The sequence below is a fragment of the Paenibacillus sp. FSL R5-0475 genome (genome assembly GCF_038004585.1).
Taxonomy (GTDB): Bacteria; Bacillota; Bacilli; order Paenibacillales; family Paenibacillaceae; genus Paenibacillus_AQ.
On record NZ_JBBORK010000001.1, the window covers coordinates 2,497,745 to 2,518,244 of the forward strand.

Sequence of the window (20,500 nt, forward strand, 5' to 3'; positions counted from 1 at the left end):
ATAGATTCTTATGATGTAATTTCTCCAAAATTGGTAAAAAAAACAGGCAGGGGCTTACGCCCCTGGCCGTATAGATTCCTGCGTTGCTGCAACTTCTGCCTGAGCAGAGAGAACTTCTGACTCCTGATCTGCCTCATCGAACCACCAGCGATCTTCACCCAATAGCTCCATAGCCGCATCTGGACCATATGAACCAGAAGCATAAGTGTGAAGTGGCATAAGCCCCTCTTCCATCGCTTCCTGAATAGGTGTAACCCACTGCCAAGACAGTTCTACTTCTCTCCAGTGTGCGAAGAAGGTAGCATCTCCACGAAGTGCATCGAAGATTAGATTCTCGTAGGCTTCCGGAACATCTGAGGTACCCGCTTCATAAGTAGCGCGGACAGGCTCAAGCTTTCCTTTTTGCAGCTGATCTTTCGTGTTAAGTTGTAGCGTTATGGCTTCATTCGGTCCAATCTCGATAATCAGTAAATTCGGTACGTCATTTCCTTTGTTCAAGTTATTACTATCATTAAACGGTTCTTTAAACTCAATAACAATACGTGTGGACTTCTCCTTCATTCTCTTACCTGTACGAACATAGAAAGGTACATCATTCCAGAGCGGATCATCTATAAATAAACGCGCTGCGATAAACGTCTCATTTTGCGAGGATTGGTTAATTCCCGGCTCATTTAAATAACCTGCAACAGGGTTACCTTTGATTTCACCTTCTGTATATTGTCCACGGACAACATGTTTATTAACCTCATCTTTGCTAATTGGAATAAGATGCTCCATGACGTATATTTTCTTCCCACGGATTTCTTCAGGTGTACTGCCTTTAGGAAGCTGCATTGCCATCATCATCATCAACTGCAGCATATGGTTCTGGAACATATCACGAAGTGCGCCAGCTTTATCATAATAGCCTGCCCGCTCTTCAACGCCGACAGTCTCACTCGCCGTAATTTGAACATTCGCGATATATCTATTTTTCCACAGCGCTCTTAGCACTGGATTAGAATACTTCAGAACTTCTAAATTTTGCACCATCGGTTTACCTAGGAAGTGGTCAATCCGGAAGATTTCTTCTTCAGTAAATACGGCATTCAAGCTATCATTCAGCTCTCTTGCTGATTTCAAATCTGTGCCAAAAGGCTTCTCAATAATCAGACGCTTCCAGCCTTTCGTGGAACCCAGACCGCTTGAGTGAATATTAGCTGCGATTTCCTTGAAGAACTCAGGACCCACAGACAAATAGAACATCCGATTCTCCGGAATATTGAAAAATTGCTCGCGACGTTTAACATGCTCCAGCAGCTTGGAGTAATCTTCGGTATTCCCTACGTCTAGTACGCTATATTCAAAAGCCTCCAAGAACACCTGCAATTGCGGTGAGTCAACGGCTGGTTGTCTAGAAAAAGTCTGTAAGGATTGCAGTACTTGCTTACGGAAGGCTTCGTTCGAAACTTCTCTTCTTCCTAATCCAATCACAGAAAGAGGACCTGAAATTTGACCATCTAAAAAGAGGTTATATAGTGCAGGATAGATTTTACGTTTTGCCAAATCTCCTGTAGCGCCGAATAGCACAAATGTTGATGATTCCACTTTCATTCCTCCTGTTGTTATACATTATTTATATACTTACTTTTAATTACTAACATACTCAGTAGAATCAATCATACGACTGATATTTTCATACGTCAACCTCATTTCGACATTTACGAAAAGTTATTATTTTCACAAAGCTATGAATTGGTAATTATGATTAATGTCACAAAGAAAATAGTATTGGATCATTCGCATTAAATTACTCGGATATTCACGTTGATTAAAGAAAAATCTCAATCTCAGTGCGGCTTTAGCCAATTTCGATCCACCCCCTCCGATTAGAAAATCATCACACCAGCCACTTTGTAACAAGAATAAAATTTCCAGTCGCCACCTTTACTCGTGCTCGCTCGTATCTTCAAACTAACTTCAAGTAATTGATCATTTTGAAATGGACTACGTCCATAAAATATTACAAATCGATCTTGCTTTTAATCTCAACTTAGATTTTTAAGCATAAAAAAGGTCATCTTCGAGGAAGATTATCAGAGTACGCTTCGGAGAGATGTTAAGAGCTATACAGTCCGATTTCTCTCAAAAATCCGCCGACTATATCCAATAGCTGCAATACAGTCCTTTACGTCAACTTGCGCTGATCTCCTTGGTTGAATCGGACTCAGAAGTCCTTAATTCTTTGCTTGCTACCAACTCATGTTGGACGGTTACCTCCTTACTCACCCTGCCTCTTGTTTAAAGCCTATATTTTAAGTGTTATAATTAAAGAACGCATGAATTTCCATTCAGTTTACGAAAGGAAGGAGATTTTTTCATGAATATGAAGCAATGGGATCGAATTCGGACGGGACAGGGATTTATAGCTGCCTTGGACCAAAGTGGTGGAAGTACACCTAAAGCGCTGCTGCAATATGGCATAAAAGAGGACAGCTACTCCAATGAAGATCAAATGTATGCAATGGTTCACGAGATGCGAACGCGCATTATCAAGAGCCCTGCATTTGATTCGAAGAATATACTGGGTGCAATCTTATTTGAGAACACAATGGACCGTCTCATCGACGGAAAATATACTGCTGATTATCTGTGGGAGGAAAAAGGCATTGTCCCATTTCTGAAAATAGATAAAGGACTTGCCGAGCCAGAAAACGGGGTACAGCTCATGAAGCCAATTCCCGGCTTATATGATCTTTTGAAGCGGGCCAACGAACGGAATATCTTTGGAACGAAAATGCGCTCGGTGATTAAAGAAGCCAATCCTTCCGGCATCAAAAAAGTGGTTGAACAGCAGTTTGAAGTCGGCAAGCAAATTTTAGAAGCGGGACTGGTTCCGATTATCGAGCCTGAGGTTGATATCCATTCTGCTGATAAAACAGCGTCGGAAAAGCTGTTAAAAGAAGAACTTTCAGCTCAATTGTCTAAGCTGGGCCAAGACGTAAAGGTCATGCTTAAGCTCTCCATACCCACGGAGAATAACTTCTACCGCGAGTTAATGGACGATCCTCACGTTTTAAGAATTGTCGCTTTGTCCGGCGGTTACACTCAAGCTGAGGCCAACGATAAGCTCGCCCATAATCAAGGATTAATCGCCAGCTTCTCACGTGCTTTATCGCAAGGATTAAGTTCAGGGCAGTCAGACGAAGAGTTTAACGCGCTCCTCTCCAAATCTGTCGAAGCGATTTATGCTGCCTCTATTCAATAAGTAGCTCTTCCCCTCGTGAAGACGTAAGACATAAAAAGGCTGTTTCCCTGACAGGTAATTACCTGCCGGGAAACAGCCCTTTTTTTAATTTGGATTAACTTTTTTAAGGGTATTGCTCGCAAACAGTTAGTTGCCGCTTCTGCTTAAGTCACAGGAAAATAAGTCGAAACTACTAGTATTAAAGCGATGCAAGCCGGAAGACCTTGCATAAACAAAATAGATTTTTTCACTGTTAGTGCACCATAAATCGCCGCCACTATAACACTGCAGAGGAAAAAGATTTCAACTTGGTGGCCGAAATTCACATTCGGATGAACCAGTCCCCAAATTAAACCAGCAGCTAAAAATCCATTATACAACCCTTGATTCGCTGCTAGAGTTTTAGAAGCATCCGCAACTTCCTGCGTCATTCCAAAAACTCGAAGCCCTTTGGGCTTTGACCAAGCGAACATTTCCAGATAGACAATATAAATATGTATTAACGCAACGAGACCGACCATGATATTACCTGCTATGATCATTTGATTAACTCCTCTTAATTTAATTTGTGTACAATTTAATTGTATCACATATTGATTAAAAGTTGTACATTCCATCATCATTTTATATTAAAGCCGCTCAAATCCCCTTCTTAGTAATCAACAAAAGAATGCGGAAATCAAGCTTCTGATTTATTAAGTTTTTATAGTCCTATTCGTCTGGTCAACTAATAGAATCTTAACTATAATTAAATGTACGAGACGAAGAACGTCCCGATTCATTCCTTTTTGAATGGATCGGGACGTTCTTTTGTTGATTAAGGGGGAATGATTAAAGATGAACTTCGAAACGGCGCATGCTTCATTTATTCAATACCATTTACAAAAAAGATCAGGGGAACGCAAAGGTCGCTTGGAACGTGGACATCGGGAAGCGGAGAAGCTATTTTGCCGCAACGTTTGGTGGTCTCTTCGATTGAATTTTGACGATTTACATCCAGAATTCGAAGTGCTCGATTGGCGGGGTCAATCCTATTTCTGTGACTTTGCATACATCACTCGGTATGTGAAGCTAGTCATCGAAATCAAAGGGTTTGGTCCACATGTTCGAGATATGGATAGAAATAAATACTGTAATGAATTGAACAGAGAAACCTTCTTATCTGCAATGGGATTTCAAGTTATTTCATTTGCATACGACGACGTCGCTAGTCGTCCCGAGATTTGCATGACACTGTTGCGAATGCTGCTTAGCCGATATCAGTCAGAATCTTCTCCAGTTAGTCTGGAGAGTGTGGCGGAACGGGAAATCATCCGACTTGCCTATACGCTTGCTCGCCCATTACGCCCAATTGATGTAGAGATTCATTTAAATATCAATCATCGATCAGCCGTTCGAATGCTGCATTCCCTCTGCACCAAAGGGGTGCTCTCACCTGTAACCGGACCAGAAGGGAAATATGTTGTAAAGTATGAACTCCAGCCCAACGCGATGAACCGCTTGTAGAAATCTTGCAATTTTACATCTTTTAAGTCCTTTATTCATCCACGGAGGAGTTTTCCTGCATAAATACAGTTTTTCACTAATTTTAAGATAACCAAGGTTAATTTAGAGTCATATTCCTGTATATTTGCAGCAATATCCTTAACCAACACCTAATTAACTGATAAAAACTGCACTTTTGCAGTTTTCAAGTCGAGTTCAGCTTTAAGATTTTGAATTCTGGATTCTGGGCTTCTGTTTATGTAATCTAACATGGTGACCTGTCTCCCGATAGAATTACTCAATTCATTTTTATTGTATCGCTTTCATAACCCTTAAAGTTATAATGGAATAAAAAAATGTTTGTATTTTGTCATCTTGGAGGGCCTATGAAGCAACTATTCGAACCCGTTGTTTTTGAAGAACATAAGACCTTAGTTTGGGATTACAAAATATTTACAGACGACTATTACAAAGGTTATTATTACTGGCATCAATGCTGTGAAATCATGTTCGTGCATGGCGGTCAGGGAAATGTTGTTGTCAATCAGCTGATGTACGATATCCGCAGGGGCATGTTATTCTTTTTCCAGCCCTATCAGCTGCACCGGATCTATTCTGAGGTCTCTCCCGCTTGTCCTTTTGAAAGATCCATCTTCTATATTGATCCACATGTTGCGGAGAACCTGCTAGTGGGCTTTTCGAAAAGAAAAGCTTTATTCACAACACTTTGGCGAGGGGAAAATACGCATTGCGCCATTAATCTTGAAGATCGTGTTGAGATTGTGGAGTGGACTCTGGAGCAATATGATCACAATAAAAAAAGCAATCCAAGCGAAAATACCGAAGACATTTCGATGTTAATCCTTCAATTATTGAGCAGTATCAAGACTGGAGATCAGCAGATATTCCAATCAGGAGAACGGCGGACCTTGAGCTATTCTGAAAAAATCATGAGCTTACGGGCGACGAAGATGCCCTGCGTAGGGGGATTGAAGCGGCGAATTTCCTCGCTGCCCGCTATAATCCTGTAGGCAAATTCATCCGCGCATGGAATGAAGATAAATATGGCTGGGCAATTATCGACTGCATGTTGAATATCTCTCTACTGTTCTGGGCGAGCAAAGTAACTGGTGATCCACGGTATAAGCATATTGCTATTAGCCATGCAGAGACGACGATGCAATATGGTATTCGCGAGGATGGATCAACCAAACATATTCTATCTTTCGATGCGGAGACCGGGGCATATATTGAGAATTTTGGCGGTCAAGGTTATTCAGCTGAATCCTCATGGAGCCGTGGAACGGCTGGGGGCTGTACGGCTTCATCAATACCTATCGCCACAGTGGAGATGAACGGTTCTTGAACACCGCTAAGCGGATTGCCCATTATTTCATCTCGGCTTTACCTGAGGATCAAGTTCCTTATTGGGATTTTCGTCTAGCGGATGACGAACGGATGTTCAAAGATAGCTCTGCGGCATCTATCGCCGCTTCAGGTTTGTTAGAGCTTGCAGCGATCGTACCTGTACGCAAAAAAAGCCTCTACGCTAATGCAGCGGATCGAATTCTCCGCTCACTGACCGAAAATTACGCGACTTGGGAGCTGCCAGAGCATGAAGCGATTTTATTACATGGAACGGGCAGCGGCACTTCCTTTATCGATGTATCGCTAATCTATGGAGACTACTATTATATTGAAGCTGTCGCTAAATTGAACGGTTGGAAACATAGGATTTTCTAACAGATAAACGATTAATTTAAAATAACAAAAAAGAAGCCTCTCTTTTTTAAACGGAAAATCAATGCACCATTTAAAAAGAGAAGCTTCTTTATACGCCTTTAAGTTACTTCTCCATGAGTACAGCGGCCCCTTCCAGCAACATCAAGCCACTGAGTTGAATGCTCAGTTGAACCGGAAGCTCCGGTTTCAATTCCCACGATGGACTACAAAGACCCAGCTGTTTATCCAGACCTCGTTCCCATAACTGCTGAGCATTGGCCATGATTACCTCACGAATCCTGCTAGCCTCAGGAACCTCTCCAAAAAGTTGAACCAGATAACGAATCAGAATCCCTTTGAATAATCCAGTATCATCGATGCCTTCATCAGGCAACATCATATTCATCGGATCGCATAGACGATCAATACATGTATTAGCAGTTCGATTCGCATCTTCTAAGTAATGGACATCCCCCGTATTCTTATACAGCTCTAAGCCCGCACCTAGAAACACTCCCTGACAATAAGTAAATTCCCAATCGAAATCAATCTGGCCATCCCCGAGTCTGTTCATTCCATCCCACACAAAACCAGTCGCAGGATCCACTAAATATGTTTTGTTCCATTCATAGATACGGAGTGCCCACTCCAGATCCTCCTGCTTTTGAAAAAGTTCATATAACCTAGCTGCTAGAATGACGGCTGGTGCATTGGCAGGTGTGTTTTTATAATCTAGCTGATCCTTCTTCCAGGCCAAACCGCCTCCAAAATGTTCATTCCAAGCTGATTTTATATCCTCCCATAGATCTAGCACAGCGTCTAAGTAGGCTTCATATCCAGTTGCCCGATAAGCTCGTAGCAGCGCCAATGCCGTCCATTCCATATCATCATAGTAATTATGCCTGAACGTCCCACCGTTATAAGCTTGGAGATGTTCACTCAATTCCTTGATTCTCAGAGAATATGCAGGATCTCCGCTACGCTCGTAGCCATCCACTAGAATATCAATGACATGAGCCTGCCACCAGTAATAAAAATTCTCACCTGGAACGTTATACTCTCTGGGATACCATTGATTCATGATCCCCGTCTCCGCATTATAATAATTACGTTCTAGACATTGTTGGAACCACTCCGACCTTTCCTGCCATTTAAGCGCTTCTAGGGCTTCTTTAGCTTGTGTCATTAAAAGTTCACCTCAAATCTGATCCTTAGTTAATTCAGCCATCTTCTCCAATAACTTCATTGCACTAAGTTGGGAGCTGAGCTGAATTACACCAGTAGATGACAAAGTCCAATCTGTGCCAAACAAAGCTTCGTCCTCTGACTTTCCTTGCTCCCAGAGAGATTCAGCATTCCTACGCAGAAAATCGACAGCTTCAACAGCTGCGGCATCAGCTTTGACCCATTCTGCCGTATACCGAATCAGGATTCCTTTGAACAATCCAGCATCTCCATTTCCTTCGTCTGAAAGTACACCGCACTTAGCCTCAGCAAGCTCATGAACAGCAGCGGAAAAAGTTAAATGAGCATCCTCTAAATAGGATGAGTCCTTAGTGATACGGTACAGTTCAACTGCTGCACCAATATAGACACCTTGGTTATAGGAGTATCTCCAATCCTTATCGATCTGGCCATTGCCCGTGCGATTCATGCCATCCCATACAAAACCCGTCGTCGGGTCTACCAGATGCTTTTTTTGCCATCTATAAATTTTTAGCGCCCATTCTAGATTCTCAGCTTCACCGAAGGCTTGATACAAACGAGCCGCCAGTATAGCTGCTGGTGCATTGGCAGGTGTATTTTTATAATCCAACTGTGACTTCTGCCAAGCGATCCCACCACCCATATGCTCGTTCCAGCCTGTCTGAATGTCTTCCCATAAAAGAAGGGCTGTATCTTTATAAACTTCCTCTCCTGTTGCTTGATAGGCACGGAGCCACGCGAGAGCCATCCATTCCATATCATCATACAACTCGTTGGGCCACACTCCCCCATTTCGTCGCAAAAGACCTTCATGAAGCGCGGAAAGCCGTTCGGCATACCATTTCTCTCTAGTTCGCTGTAATCCATCTACCAATACATCCACAGCATGAGCCATCCACCAATAATGAAAAATGGTATTACATTCTCCGTTTGGACAAGGTGTTTCTATATTGTACATTTTGATCGCGTCATTCCAGTATAATGAATCCAGCGCGGCTTGTGCTTGATTCGCCCGTTCCTCCCAAATCCCGATCTCCAATTGGTTCATATAAACTCTCTCCCTGATTCGATTTTTATAGAATTAACCTTTTATGCCACTGAATGCAATCCCCTGCACAAAATAACGCTGAAGTGCCAGAAAGAGCACCAATATCGGCAGAATCGCAACAAGCGCACCAGCCATCATTGGACCGTAATCTGTTTGGAAATTATAGGAGAAGGCTTGAAGTCCCATCTGGATCGTTGCTTTATCCGGGTCATTCAGTACAATCATGGGCCATAGGAAGCTGTTCCAGCCCGCTTGAAAAGTAAAGATGCTTAAAGTCGCCAGCGCTGGTTTGGTCAGCGGCAAATAAATGCGCCAAAATATCTTAAACTCTCCACAGCCTTCGATCCGGGCCATTTCCATCATGTCACTAGGTAGGGTAAGAAAGAATTGCCGCATAAAGAACACAGCAAAAGTTCCAGAAGCTCCCGGAAGAATAATCCCCCAGAAGGAGTTCATCAACCCGTTCCCCCCACTGCCAAAAATATCGTTACCTCCGAAAAATGGAATATGACGCATGACATAAACTGTAGGGATCATCGTCACAATGCCCGGTATCATCATCGCCGCTAGCAGCACGCGGAATATTGGCTTATTGAGCTTAAAATTCAACTTTGCGAATGCGTAGCCACTGATCGAACCAAAAAACAGATTCGCCAGTACCCCCGCTACAGCAAGCACAAGTGAATTCCAGAAAAAGAGGGCAAATGGAACCGTTGTAAACGCCTTACGATAGTGCTCTAAGGTCAAATGTGAAGGAAACCACCGAATGGGCATGGCGAATATCTCTTCGTCAGGCTTCAAAGATGTAAGAACACTCCAATAGAAAGGTAGAAACATTACGATTGCAATAACAATGCACACTATATAATAAATAGATTTACTTAAGCGTCTTTTTAATAACGAACTTCCACTAGTATCCATACCTCTATCCCCTTTCTGCATGACAAGCCCGCTTATACAATGGACTCCTCCGCCTTTGTGATCCGCATGTTTATAAGTGAGAATATGAGAATCGCCACAGCAAGCACAAAAGCTTGTGCAGACGCATACCCCATTTGCAATTGATTAAAGCCCTGTTGATAGATCAGATAAACCGGAGTTTTCGTCATATTCGCTGGACCACCCTGCGTCAGCACAAAAGCTTGGTCGAACAACTGTAACGCACCAATGATTGCCATCGTGCTGACTAGAAAGGTCGTAGGACGTAGTTGCGGCCAAGTAATATACCGGAAACAATCCAGTTTATTGGCACCGTCCAGCCTTGCGGATTCATACAAATAGTCAGGCACACCTTGCAGACCTGCCAAGTAGATAATCATATTAGAACCTACCGACTGCCAGAGGGTAAGCATAATAATGGACAACATCGCCGTTCGGGTCTCGGATAACCAAGCTGGACCTGTAATCCCAACATAGGACAACAATCCGTTAACCAAACCAAATTCAGGATGCAAAAGCCAGATCCAAACGGTAGCAGCAGCAACGGCGGATGTAAGAGTTGGCAGATAATTCAAAGTGCGGAACAGCTTCACCCCACGCCAGCTTCGACTAAGTAGAATCGCGAGGAGCAGCGAAATCAGGATATTTAGCGGAACGAAAATGATCGAATAAAAAAATACATTTCGGAATGTTTTCCATAACAAACTATCTTCTATCAAACGGCGATAGTTATCAAAACCGATCCAATCATTTCTACTAAGTACATCGTAATTGGTAAAGCTTAAATACAACGCCATTACCACGGGGATGACCGTGAATACTGTAAACAACAATATCGTGGGTGTAATAAACAGATAAGCCGTCCGCGCCTGATGTTTCTCTAGCTTTCTGATGGAAGCCATTTCAGCTCCCCCCTCCTAAGTAAAAGGGAGGCAAAACCTCCCCCTTACTTCAAATGTCTTACTTATTACTTCACTACCTCATTATCCTTAAGCATTTTGTCGCCTTCTTCTTGTGATTTCTTCAAGGTTTCGTCAATACTCAGCTTGTTCTGCTGGTTTAGCTGCAAATTGGGTGCCAACGCGTCGGTTTCCATCACGGAATAACCAGGGTGGTTTGGACGAACCTTAGCGAACTCCAGTGTTTCTAGAAACGGCTGCCACTTGAGATCATCTTTGAAGAATGGATCTTCCATAGACGGCTTATAGCCAGGCAGATTCAGACTGGTCTTGGCCCAGAGCAATGCGTTATCCTTGTTCGCTGTCCACCATTTAATGAACTCCCACGCCTCTTCCTTATGTTTGGAGCCTTCTGGAATCACCAGACCAAATCCGCCCATAACACTGCCTTTATCCCCGTTTGGTCCAGCTGGAGGGGGTACGATTCCATAATCTAGATCTTTACCATATTTGTTATAAGTGCTGAGCATCCACGGACCGGAATATAACATAGCAACTTTGCCTGTGACAAAAGCATCTTGCCCTTCCCCAAGTCCAAGCTCAAACCCTACTTTATACACCTTATCTTTGTTCATCAGACGATCCCAGAACTCTAGCACCTGTTTGCCTTTATCATTATTAAAATTGGTCTTTCCATCCTCCGTAAGCATGGTGCCGCCAGCCTGTTGAAGATACATATTAAAAAGCCCCAAATCCCCCATTGAAAAACCTGCAATTTCCAATTTATTGCCGTTCCATTTGGTGAGCTTCGTAGCAGCCGTCTCTAGCTCATCCCATGTTGTTGGAGGCTGAAGTCCTGCATCTGCGAGCAGCTTCTTATTATAGAAAAGAGCACGAGCATCTACGGTAAGCGGCAGCCCATATAATTTGTCATCGTAAGAAAGCTCACGAAGGGATTCACTGTAGAAGTCATCTTTGGAAATACCGTCACGCGTTAAGTATTCGTCAACCGGATGCAGGACGTTTTTTGGAGCATACAATGAAGTTCTCCAGCGATCCCAAAACAGCACATCAGGAGTACCGCCATTGGTTGCGGAAGTCAGGAACTTCGTGATCATATCCTGCTGCAGCACATACTTTACATGAATCTTATCCTGAGATTTATTAAAGGCATCGACCATGGTCTCAAATTGTTTCTGTCCCTCACCGCCCCAATCCCCCCAGAAGGTAAGCTCCGTCTTTTTTCCATCACCGCTCCCTGATTTACTTGCAGTTCCGGACTCTTTACCGGTAGACCCATTACTGCCACCGCAGCCCGTAGCAAGTGAAGCTGTCATAACCAAAGCAAGTGTGGTAACCAGCCATTTTTTCATGTTCTCTATCCCCTTTAGAGTCGATTGAAAAACTTGTAGACATTAACCCCGCTTAACTTGTAACCCGCAGCGCATAAGCATCAGCTCGCAGAACATCATATTTGCCCATGAGAACCATGGACGTGTAAATTCGTCAGGATTATCCACATGAAACCCTTCATGCATAAATCCGGTGCCCGCATCCGTCTTCTCCAGCAGATTAAGCAAGGATTCCTGTTCCTCATTGCTGGTAGATGTCATTCCCTGGATCGCTAAAGCTATAGGCCAGATATAACGACTTGGCGTATGTGGACTTCCAATACCTGAAGCCTCCTTTCCAGCGAAGAAATAAGGATTATTGCTACTTAAAATAAGCTTTCGGGTATTTTTGTAGATAGGATCATCGGCACTCAGATAAGACAAATAAGGGATTGAGAGCAGACTCGGCACATTTGCATCATCCATCAAATTCACCTGTCCACGGCCATCTACTTCATATGCATAGACTGACCCAAACTCTGGGTGCTCTACGATTCCATACTGGCGTATTCCCTCATTAATCTGTTCAGAAAGTCTTCTAGCTTTCAATTCCAGTTCCTGATCCCTTAGGATTTCTCGGGCAATTTCACACACATACTCTAAAACAACCACAGCGAACATATTTGCAGGAACCAAATACCCGTATTCACAGGCATCATCGCTAGGACGAAATCCAGACCAAGTCATTCCTGTATATGCTGTCAACGTTCCTTTGCCTTCACGCGCTAATGTATCCGTAGGTGGACAGTTCATCCGTTGAAAAAGATAATTGGAATCGCTCTCATGTTTCTGTTCAGTAGTCCATAATGCAATAATTCTTTCTACACCCTTAACAAATGAATCATTAAACTGACTAGTTCGGCCCGAATTCTTCCAGAGCAGATAACCCAGTTGGATCGGATAGCATAATGAATCAATCTCATATTTTCTTTCCCATACTCCTGGGCTCATCTCTGTAAGATCCTCCTGATGGCCATTCCCATTTTCTTCTTCATTGAACGCGTTCGCATAAGGGTCAAGCTGAATACAGGCGAATTGTCTTAGTACAAGTCCCTCAATCATGTCCGCAATTTCTTCATCCTCGGAGGCAAGGATCAGAAAGGGTCTAACCTGAGCGGCCGAGTCCCGCAGCCACATCGCTGGAATATCTCCGGTAATGACAAAAGTGGTGCCATTCGCCATTCTTTTTAAGGTTGTATTCCAGGTGTTAGCCATACATTTCTCGAACATTTCGGCTAATTTTGGACGATCACTCAGCTGCACTTTTACATTAGATGCCAGTTTCTTCATCGACTCAGGGATTTCTCTGGTTGCTTTCAGTTATAATACCCCCTTTTTCTTTTTCCTTTGAAGCGCTTTCACAAATTAGTATATTGTCATGTGGTTAGTATGTCAATATGTTTATTTATTGATAATGATATATCAATATTTCTATAATGATAAACATCTATCTAAAACAAACAAAAAAACCTATCCAAAGAGATAGGTTTTTATAACAACTAATTTATGGATAATCGCATAAAACTAATTAGAATTAGATGGTTTAGCAGAACCCGTAGATTCACCAGAAATCAATTCAGCTTCCAACATTATCTTATTGGACACGCTTTGCCCGTTCATAATTCGCAATACATTTTCTACCGCGAGCCGCCCCATCTCTTCTTCATTTTGCCGTAAATGGGTAAATGCATAACCCGAACCGAGTGGAGTTGGCGGACTATCAAAGCAAATGATCGAAATATCTTCTGGAATTCGTAGCCCAAGTCGTTGGACCGCAGTTCTAGCCAGCAGCGCAATATTATATTCCACAGCAAAAAGCGCCGTTATTGTTGGATTCTCTTGTAAATGAGAAACTAGCCGTGAGATATCATGTTCAATATTCTCATCATTAAAGGAATTTGGTAATGTTGAGGTTAAATCACTAACCCACAACCCCTTATCTACAGCTATCCCCCGCTCCGCATGTGCTTGTATAAATCCCTCCACCCGCTCCTCAAGAGCCGTCGTATCCGCTGGAGGTGGAGAGAGGAAAGAGATATGAGTATGCCCGAGATCAAATAAGTACTCCGTCCCTTTAAGTGCAGCCTTTATGTTATCCGTGCCGATCGAAGCAGCCGCTACTCCTTTCAGATGGCGATCTACCAGAACTAATGGGAAACGCCCGATCACCAATTTTAGAATCTCAGCATTAAAAAATTCGCCTTGAGCCGGAAAAACAATCAGACCATCTACACCCAAGCTAAGCAACTTCTGAATAGACTGTTCTTCGTTCTCTGGTACGCCAAATGTTCTTCGTAGAACGAGAAAGCAATCATTATCACGGGAAGCCTGTTCCATCCCATAAATCAAGCCTGTTCCATAACTGTTGCCAAAGTCGGTAATAACCAGACCGATCGTCTTTTCCTCATGGTTAAAGGAATTGAAAACAGTTCCGTCGGAGACCGTCCCCGGAGATATCGCTGATTCCATGTAATCAACTGCTGGATCAGCCACAAATGAACCTCTCCCCGGTTTTCTCACAATTAATTGTTCTGCGGCGAGCATTTCCAGAGCTTTTTTACTCGTAATCCGACTAACATTATAGGCTTCAGCCAGTTCTTTCTCTGAGGGAACTCGCTCCCCTTGTCCATAGGATTTATTAACAATAAGCTGCTTCACTTCATCAAATATTTTTTCATACATCGGTTTGGATGACGTTGTCTCATTCATAACTTTCGTTATCTCCTGACTCTAATTTTTTCATCTTTATACATAATAATATATCATGATATATTAAGTTTGTCGACATTTGTACTGAAGCAGTTGAAAAAAGAGGGAGGAAGGGTTTAGAGTGTAAAGCGAAAAAATTCTAAGATTCGTATGGAAACAGAGATAAACCGTATTCTGAGAATACGGTTTAAGAGAGGCTAAGTAACAAAGCTCTGAATGGACTCCTTTAATTCTCGAGCTCCCAGTCGGGATTCCATGCGACTTCCCACAAATGCCCATCGGGGTCCATAAAGTGACCGGAATACCCTCCCCAAAAGGTATCATGTAAAGGGTCAACGATCTTCGCACCAGCCTTTTGAGCTAGCTCCATAACCTGATCTGCTTCCTCTTTACTTCCTACATTGTGGCCCCTACTTCAAAAATAGCAAAATAGGCAGCGCTAGGAAGCTCTTCTTCAGCTACAAATATTCACCAATCTCCGCTTGAAATGTGCGGGTAGTATACTTTTCCAGATGCATCACTCTATTGTCTAATTGGCTGAACTTATTCACGGTTCATTCAGAAGATTCTGCAATATCCTTAAGTACAGATAAAACCGACTGACCTTCGTCATCTTGAGATTCCTGATGGTTAGTCCCTTGTCTATTATCATTCTGTTCAATCGTCAATAAAATCTCATTTCCATCTTCGGTCAGTGTATAACTCATAATAAAGCAATTTTCCGGCTTATCTTCCAAACCTGGACGAGGTGCAAAGAGTGTGTATTTGATCAGCTTATAGGGTTCAAACTCCAACACTCTCCCCCACTGTTCGTAGATATTCCCTTCCCACTCACTATGAAAGCGAATCTCGCTACCGATTTGCCAATCTGTAATTAGATCACTCCCATACTGCCACAGTTTAACTAGTTCTGGCTTTGTAATTACATCCCATACCTTCTTCGCTGATGCTTGGATCAATACTCGGGAAGTTTGCGTGGACATTTATATCCCCCTCTAAAAAAAATGAATGTAATGTGCAGCATAATCTACTATATTTTTAAATAATATCAAACCACATTCCGCTTAACAAGTTTTTACACTTTTGTACATTTGTTCTTTTTCCGACCATAAAAAGCTTACACAGGTCTATCGTAAATGGCTGTTCAGATTATATAATAGAGACTATCTGGTATAGAAAGGAAGTTGATTTTTTTATGAAATTTGATGATTACCGCTATGAGCGACCGGATGTAGAGAAATTCAAGCAAGACTTTAACGCCCTGCTGAAAGATCTCAACGACACATCACCACTAGAGGTGCAAAAAGCTTCCGTCACTGCCATTAACAAGCTTCGCAATGAGTTTGACACGATGCAGACATTGGTTAGCGTTCGTCATTCTATCAACACGACAGATGAATTTTACAAAGCCGAACAAGAATTCATGGACGAAATCGGGCCTGTCGTTCAGGAATACATAACTGACTACTACAAAGCACTCGTACATTCCAAATATAGAGCCGAGTTTGAAAAGGAATGGGGTGCACAGTTACTCCAGCTTGCTGAAGTATCGCTACGGACGTTTAGTCCGGAAATCATTGAAGATTTACAATTGGAGAACAAACTATCAACTGAATACTCCCAGCTTATCGCATCTGCCAAGATTCTTTTTGAAGGTGAAGAGCGTACACTGCCTCAACTCGCACCTTTCGAATTGTCTACAGACCGTGATATGCGTAAAAGCGCTTCTGAAGCTCGATTTGGTTTTATGTCCGAACATGAGGCTGAATTTGACCGCATCTATGACGAGCTCGTCAAGGTCCGTGACCGCATAGCTAAAAAGCTTGGGTACAGCAACTTTGTTCAGCTAGGTTATGACCGTATGATGCGTACCGACTATAATGCTGATATGGTTGCTAATTTCCGCAAACAAGTTCTTGAATATATCGTACCTGTCTCCCAGCAATTAAAGAAGCGTCAAACTGAACGACTGGGTCTAGATGAATTGAAATATTACGACGAGAACTTTAGCTTTAAGACCGGGAACGCTACCCCTAAAGGAGATCCAGACTGGATTGTAGCTAACGGTAAGAAGATGTACAAAGAACTCTCCCCTGAAACGGATGAATTTTTCACCTTCATGCTGGACAATAATCTGGTGGATTTAGTAAGCAAAAAAGGAAAACAAGGCGGCGGATATTGCACCTATTTCAGCCAATACCAAGCCCCTTTTATTTTCTCAAATTTCAACGGAACCTCTGGGGATATTGATGTCTTAACTCACGAAGTGGGGCATGCGTTCCAGGTTTATGAAAGCCGCAATATTAATGTGCCAGAATATGCTTTTCCAACCTATGAAGCATGCGAGATTCATTCCATGAGTATGGAATTTTTCGCTTGGCCTTGGATGAATTTGTTCTTTGAAGAAGATGCAGATAAATACCGTTTTAATCACTTATCTGACAGCCTTCAGTTTATTCCTTACGGGGTATCTGTCGATGAATTCCAACATTTTGTTTATAGCAACCCTGAAGCTACTCCTGCTGAACGCAAACAAGCTTGGAGAGACATCGAGAAGAAATACTTACCACATCGTAATTATGAAGGTAACACTTATCTGGAACAAGGGGGCTTCTGGCATAAACAAGGCCACATCTTTGCCTCACCGTTCTACTACATTGACTACACACTAGCACAGCTATGTGCCTTCCAATTCTGGAAACGTTCGAACGAAGATTTCAAATCTGCTTGGAGCGATTATTTGGAGCTATGCCAAGCTGGTGGAAGCAAGTCCTTTATTAAACTGGTTGAACTAGCGGGTCTGACCTCACCATTTGAAGATGGCTGCATTAGCTCCGTTATTGGGGATATTGAAGGTTGGCTGAACAGCATTAATGATAAAGAGCTTTAATCCATTCACTGATAAGCTCATCACAAAAAAAAGCAATCCTTGCCTTATGGCTTGGATTGCTTTTTTAGAATTGAATGATCAACTTCACCCATGTATGTTATCGATAACGAATCAATAAATCTATAGGGTAACGACCCGCATTGCGACCATATAAGGCTAAGCCTCCACCCTCTGCTTGAAGCTCCAAACGGAAAGTACGATTGCGATCTAGTTTAGCTGCTAACTGCCCCGGTACACTTACTTTACACAGATAGCCGTAAGAGCCCGCCTCATCCAACTTATTCGCTAATGGCTGATAATGCCAAGATAATACACCTCGGCTGTCGGCCGGATCATCTGGCAAATAGAAGGAGCCAATCCGTTGACCTTCTATCAGAACATTCACACGTGAAGGATGACGTTCTTCGTCGGTCATATAATACGTATTCGAATTATACTCCACCCTAGCATCTGCACCATGCATGAGATCAAGTCCCATTTCATTTTGCTTTGCGCCTTCAACATTTCGAGCCAATACTCGCTTTGCGCTGGCTTCGAACATGATTTCGATCTCGCTAATCATCTTTTTCTCCATACCATCTGGAAGAGTTACATCATATGCATAACGGCCTTGCCCAGCTCCATTGATTTTTGCGCATTGAATAGCTTCCCATTGTTGTTCAAAGTTGTGTTCTTTATACGCACCAACAGGGATACTAATACAATCTCCATCCCCTTCAAACCTTACACCCTGATTACCGCTTCTTACATCAAACGTAATGAAGTTGCGAGTGATTACCTCTCCCTTATTATTTATCAAAGAAACTGCCAGCACTGCAACTGCATCCTGATCGGGCATAATGATAAAAAGTGGTGGTAAATCTGCTACTCCATATCCGTCCCACTTCACTGATATATGCTCACTTTGTGTAACAACTCGTGTTCCCAAATTGTCGTACCAAAGTTCCCACTTCACCTGTAAATGCTGTCCATGATATTTATCTGAGAAACTGGAACGAAGAAGTGGAACTTTAACTTCATCCTTTGCGTTTACTGTCTGGCATGGCGGTGCATCGATCACGATGAAGTCCGGAGAATGTAGATCAGAAATCGTCATCCCTGGAACAAAGGCATCATAACCAAAATCTTTATCGCTACCGTCTAACCGATAATAACCATTGAACTCGTTCGTAACATCGCGAAATTCGGTAAATACGAAACCACATAGCTTATCATGCCGCCGGAATTCATTCATCATATAGCGGTAATGCCATGCTAAATCACTATCCCCTGCCCCGCCTTCGATACCCCATACGTTTCCACATTCACTGTTCATCAGCGGGGCATCAGATTGTACATTACCTCCGATACAGTTAAAGTCTGAACCTGGGAAAGTTTTGTCTACAACCTCATTCAAATGAGCTCTAAGCTGATCATAACCATTAATGTAGAAATGCCAAGTATTGATATCAGATTCCACATGATCATAGTTACAAGGTGAGTTATCTTCAACGATTCTAGATGGATCTAGTCGTTTTGCCCAACGATATTTTTCCCGAACCCATTCCTGTGTTTCTTTGAGATAACTAGTCTGCTGCTGTAAATCACTCGTCAGACTAGTGTCCTGAGCGTTCGTCTTCAAACCCCATGTCTCGTTAAACATTACCCAAGAGAAAATCGATGGATGATTATAGTCTCGTTCAATAATCTCAAGTGCTTCATGTTCATACGCGTTACGTGCTTTTTCATCGGGATTTCCCCAAAAGCAAGGCATGTCTTCCATCACCAAAATACCCAGTTTATCCGCCCAATATAGTTTGCGTGGTTCTTCTGGCTTGATATGAATACGCACAAAGTTCAGTCCCAAACGTTTCATTAGATAGATTTCATCCCGCATATCTTCATCAGACGGATAAGTGAAATATCCCGTTTTGTGATAAGACTGGTCAAGGGTACCGTTTAAATAAATCGGCTTACCATTGAGGGTAATCCAGCGATAACCACGCTCATCAAAACGCACAGTTTGGATTTCTCGAACTCCGAAATAGGTACTGACTGTGTCTGTGCCAAAAGATCCGCTAAGTTGTAGTTCGCCTTCGTACAAATAAGGTGTATCTGGACTCCACAAAATTGGATCTGTTATATGAATAGAGAGCTTAAATTCATTCTCCCCGACGATAAGATCTATTTTCTCAGTATGCAATATAGAATTCTCTGCGAATTTCAGCGTGAAATCTGCCGATCCATTTTCTTGTGCAAAGATTCTTGTGGTCACGTTCACTTGCCCATCAATAGTAGTCACAAACTTAGCATCTTTCATATAAGTCTGAGGGCGAGATTCTAGCCATACGGGCTGCCAGATTCCGCGAATTTCTCCATAACCCTGTTTGCCACGCGTTTGGTAATCATGATCGAAGTCCTCTACTCTAACGACAATTGTATTGTCTAAATCTTCAACCCAGTACTGAGTAACTTCGAACTCAAATGAACCATATCCACCTTGGTGTGAACCAACATGCACTCCGTTAATCCAAACGTCACATGAATAATCTACTGCCCCGAATCGCAAAAATAGTCGTGTCTGTGAGTCGGTAGTCTGCCATTTCAAAGTCCGCCGATACCATCCTATCCCTTTATGATCACTGCCAATACCTGATAATGGACTTACCCAAGAAAAAGGAACAGTAATCATCGAACTGTAAGCGATTTCGGAATTGGAATACCAATGTTCGCTAATTCCTTCATTGCTCGGATCAAAGCTAAATGACCATTCCCCATTCAAATTCATCCATTCGTTGCGCTGCCAATGTGGATGCGGATGTTCGGGACGAGGAATCGGAAGACTCTCAACATTCAGTACGGAAGTTGTCATGATATGAGCACAGCCTTTCAAAATAAGAAGTTGAGCTCATTTTAGCACCAGTATATAAAATTCGCAATGTATATTATAATTTTACAATATAGAATCTTCAGTGTACAATATCCTCAACCTATCCTAACGAA

17 protein-coding genes and 1 pseudogene are annotated in these 20,500 nt (G+C 42.5%); 6 read left to right on the top strand and 12 right to left on the bottom strand.

Translation table 11 applies throughout. From position 1 onward, the window contains the following. Nucleotides 1–54: 54 nt before the first annotated feature. Nucleotides 55–1,590: a glucose-6-phosphate dehydrogenase gene (gene zwf / locus MKX41_RS11250; protein ID WP_340970457.1), complete on the bottom strand. Its 1,536-nt coding sequence runs from the start codon at nt 1,588–1,590 to the stop codon at nt 55–57. Between the two features lie 772 nt (nt 1,591–2,362). Here zwf and MKX41_RS11255 point away from each other — a divergent pair. Continuing rightward, the gene (locus tag MKX41_RS11255) at nt 2,363–3,250 is read left to right on the top strand and encodes a fructose bisphosphate aldolase (protein WP_340970459.1); all 888 of its coding nucleotides are present in this window, start codon (nt 2,363–2,365) and stop codon (nt 3,248–3,250) included. A gap of 143 nt (nt 3,251–3,393) precedes the next feature. On the opposite strand, the gene MKX41_RS11260 is transcribed toward MKX41_RS11255, so the two are convergent. Next, a complete protein-coding gene (locus MKX41_RS11260; protein ID WP_340970460.1) occupies nt 3,394–3,771 on the bottom strand; it encodes a DUF1304 domain-containing protein in 378 nt (125 codons plus the stop codon). A gap of 295 nt (nt 3,772–4,066) precedes the next feature. Between MKX41_RS11260 and MKX41_RS11265 the strand changes: the two genes are divergently transcribed. The 4 genes from MKX41_RS11265 to MKX41_RS11280 all read left to right on the top strand — a co-directional run bounded on the left by MKX41_RS11265 (nt 4,067) and on the right by MKX41_RS11280 (nt 6,457). Further along, nucleotides 4,067–4,735 carry a DUF559 domain-containing protein gene (locus MKX41_RS11265; protein ID WP_076283459.1) on the top strand — a complete coding sequence of 223 codons (669 nt, stop codon included), beginning with the start codon at nt 4,067–4,069 and terminating at the stop codon, nt 4,733–4,735. A gap of 365 nt (nt 4,736–5,100) precedes the next feature. Next, nucleotides 5,101–5,745: an AraC family ligand binding domain-containing protein gene (locus MKX41_RS11270; protein ID WP_340970462.1), complete on the top strand. Its 645-nt coding sequence runs from the start codon at nt 5,101–5,103 to the stop codon at nt 5,743–5,745. A 56-nt stretch (nt 5,746–5,801) separates the two neighbouring features. Further along, on the top strand, nt 5,802–6,080 hold the full coding sequence (locus MKX41_RS11275) for a hypothetical protein (RefSeq protein ID WP_339265199.1): 279 nt from the start codon (nt 5,802–5,804) through the stop codon (nt 6,078–6,080). After that, a complete protein-coding gene (locus tag MKX41_RS11280) occupies nt 6,077–6,457 on the top strand; it encodes a hypothetical protein (protein WP_340970464.1) in 381 nt (126 codons plus the stop codon). Before MKX41_RS11275 ends, MKX41_RS11280 begins: the two co-directional genes overlap by 4 nt. Before the next feature lie 103 nt (nt 6,458–6,560). Here MKX41_RS11280 and MKX41_RS11285 read toward each other — a convergent pair whose 3' ends face one another. The 9 genes and pseudogenes from MKX41_RS11285 to MKX41_RS11325 all read right to left on the bottom strand — a co-directional run bounded on the left by MKX41_RS11285 (nt 6,561) and on the right by MKX41_RS11325 (nt 15,611). Next, a complete protein-coding gene (locus MKX41_RS11285; protein ID WP_340970466.1) occupies nt 6,561–7,622 on the bottom strand; it encodes a glycoside hydrolase family 76 protein in 1,062 nt (353 codons plus the stop codon). A gap of 12 nt (nt 7,623–7,634) precedes the next feature. Next, nucleotides 7,635–8,690 (bottom strand): glycoside hydrolase family 76 protein, encoded by a 1,056-nt coding sequence (locus MKX41_RS11290; RefSeq protein WP_340970468.1) that lies wholly within the window; start codon nt 8,688–8,690, stop codon nt 7,635–7,637. A 33-nt stretch (nt 8,691–8,723) separates the two neighbouring features. Further along, the gene (locus tag MKX41_RS11295) at nt 8,724–9,611 is read right to left on the bottom strand and encodes a carbohydrate ABC transporter permease (RefSeq protein WP_340970470.1); all 888 of its coding nucleotides are present in this window, start codon (nt 9,609–9,611) and stop codon (nt 8,724–8,726) included. A 32-nt stretch (nt 9,612–9,643) separates the two neighbouring features. Beyond that, nucleotides 9,644–10,531: a carbohydrate ABC transporter permease gene (locus MKX41_RS11300; protein ID WP_076298808.1), complete on the bottom strand. Its 888-nt coding sequence runs from the start codon at nt 10,529–10,531 to the stop codon at nt 9,644–9,646. Nucleotides 10,532–10,596: 65 nt separating this feature from the next. Beyond that, nucleotides 10,597–11,901: an ABC transporter substrate-binding protein gene (locus tag MKX41_RS11305; RefSeq protein ID WP_340970472.1), complete on the bottom strand. Its 1,305-nt coding sequence runs from the start codon at nt 11,899–11,901 to the stop codon at nt 10,597–10,599. Nucleotides 11,902–11,943: 42 nt separating this feature from the next. Next, nucleotides 11,944–13,209, bottom strand: a complete 1,266-nt coding sequence (locus MKX41_RS11310) for a glycoside hydrolase family 125 protein (RefSeq protein ID WP_340970474.1) — start codon at nt 13,207–13,209, stop codon at nt 11,944–11,946. A 234-nt stretch (nt 13,210–13,443) separates the two neighbouring features. Beyond that, on the bottom strand, nt 13,444–14,628 hold the full coding sequence (locus MKX41_RS11315; protein ID WP_340970476.1) for a GntR family transcriptional regulator: 1,185 nt from the start codon (nt 14,626–14,628) through the stop codon (nt 13,444–13,446). Nucleotides 14,629–14,854: 226 nt separating this feature from the next. Then, nucleotides 14,855–15,037 (bottom strand): annotated as a pseudogene (locus tag MKX41_RS11320) (VOC family protein); the annotation flags it as partial. A gap of 145 nt (nt 15,038–15,182) precedes the next feature. Further along, nucleotides 15,183–15,611: an SRPBCC family protein gene (locus MKX41_RS11325; RefSeq protein ID WP_234539242.1), complete on the bottom strand. Its 429-nt coding sequence runs from the start codon at nt 15,609–15,611 to the stop codon at nt 15,183–15,185. 212 nt (nt 15,612–15,823) lie between these two features. Between MKX41_RS11325 and MKX41_RS11330 the strand changes: the two genes are divergently transcribed. Beyond that, the gene (locus MKX41_RS11330; RefSeq protein ID WP_340970480.1) at nt 15,824–17,518 is read left to right on the top strand and encodes a M3 family oligoendopeptidase; all 1,695 of its coding nucleotides are present in this window, start codon (nt 15,824–15,826) and stop codon (nt 17,516–17,518) included. Nucleotides 17,519–17,615: 97 nt separating this feature from the next. On the opposite strand, the gene MKX41_RS11335 is transcribed toward MKX41_RS11330, so the two are convergent. After that, nucleotides 17,616–20,369, bottom strand: coding sequence for a glycoside hydrolase family 2 protein (locus tag MKX41_RS11335; RefSeq protein WP_340970481.1), 2,754 nt, complete (start codon nt 20,367–20,369; stop codon nt 17,616–17,618). Nucleotides 20,370–20,500: the final 131 nt, after the last annotated feature.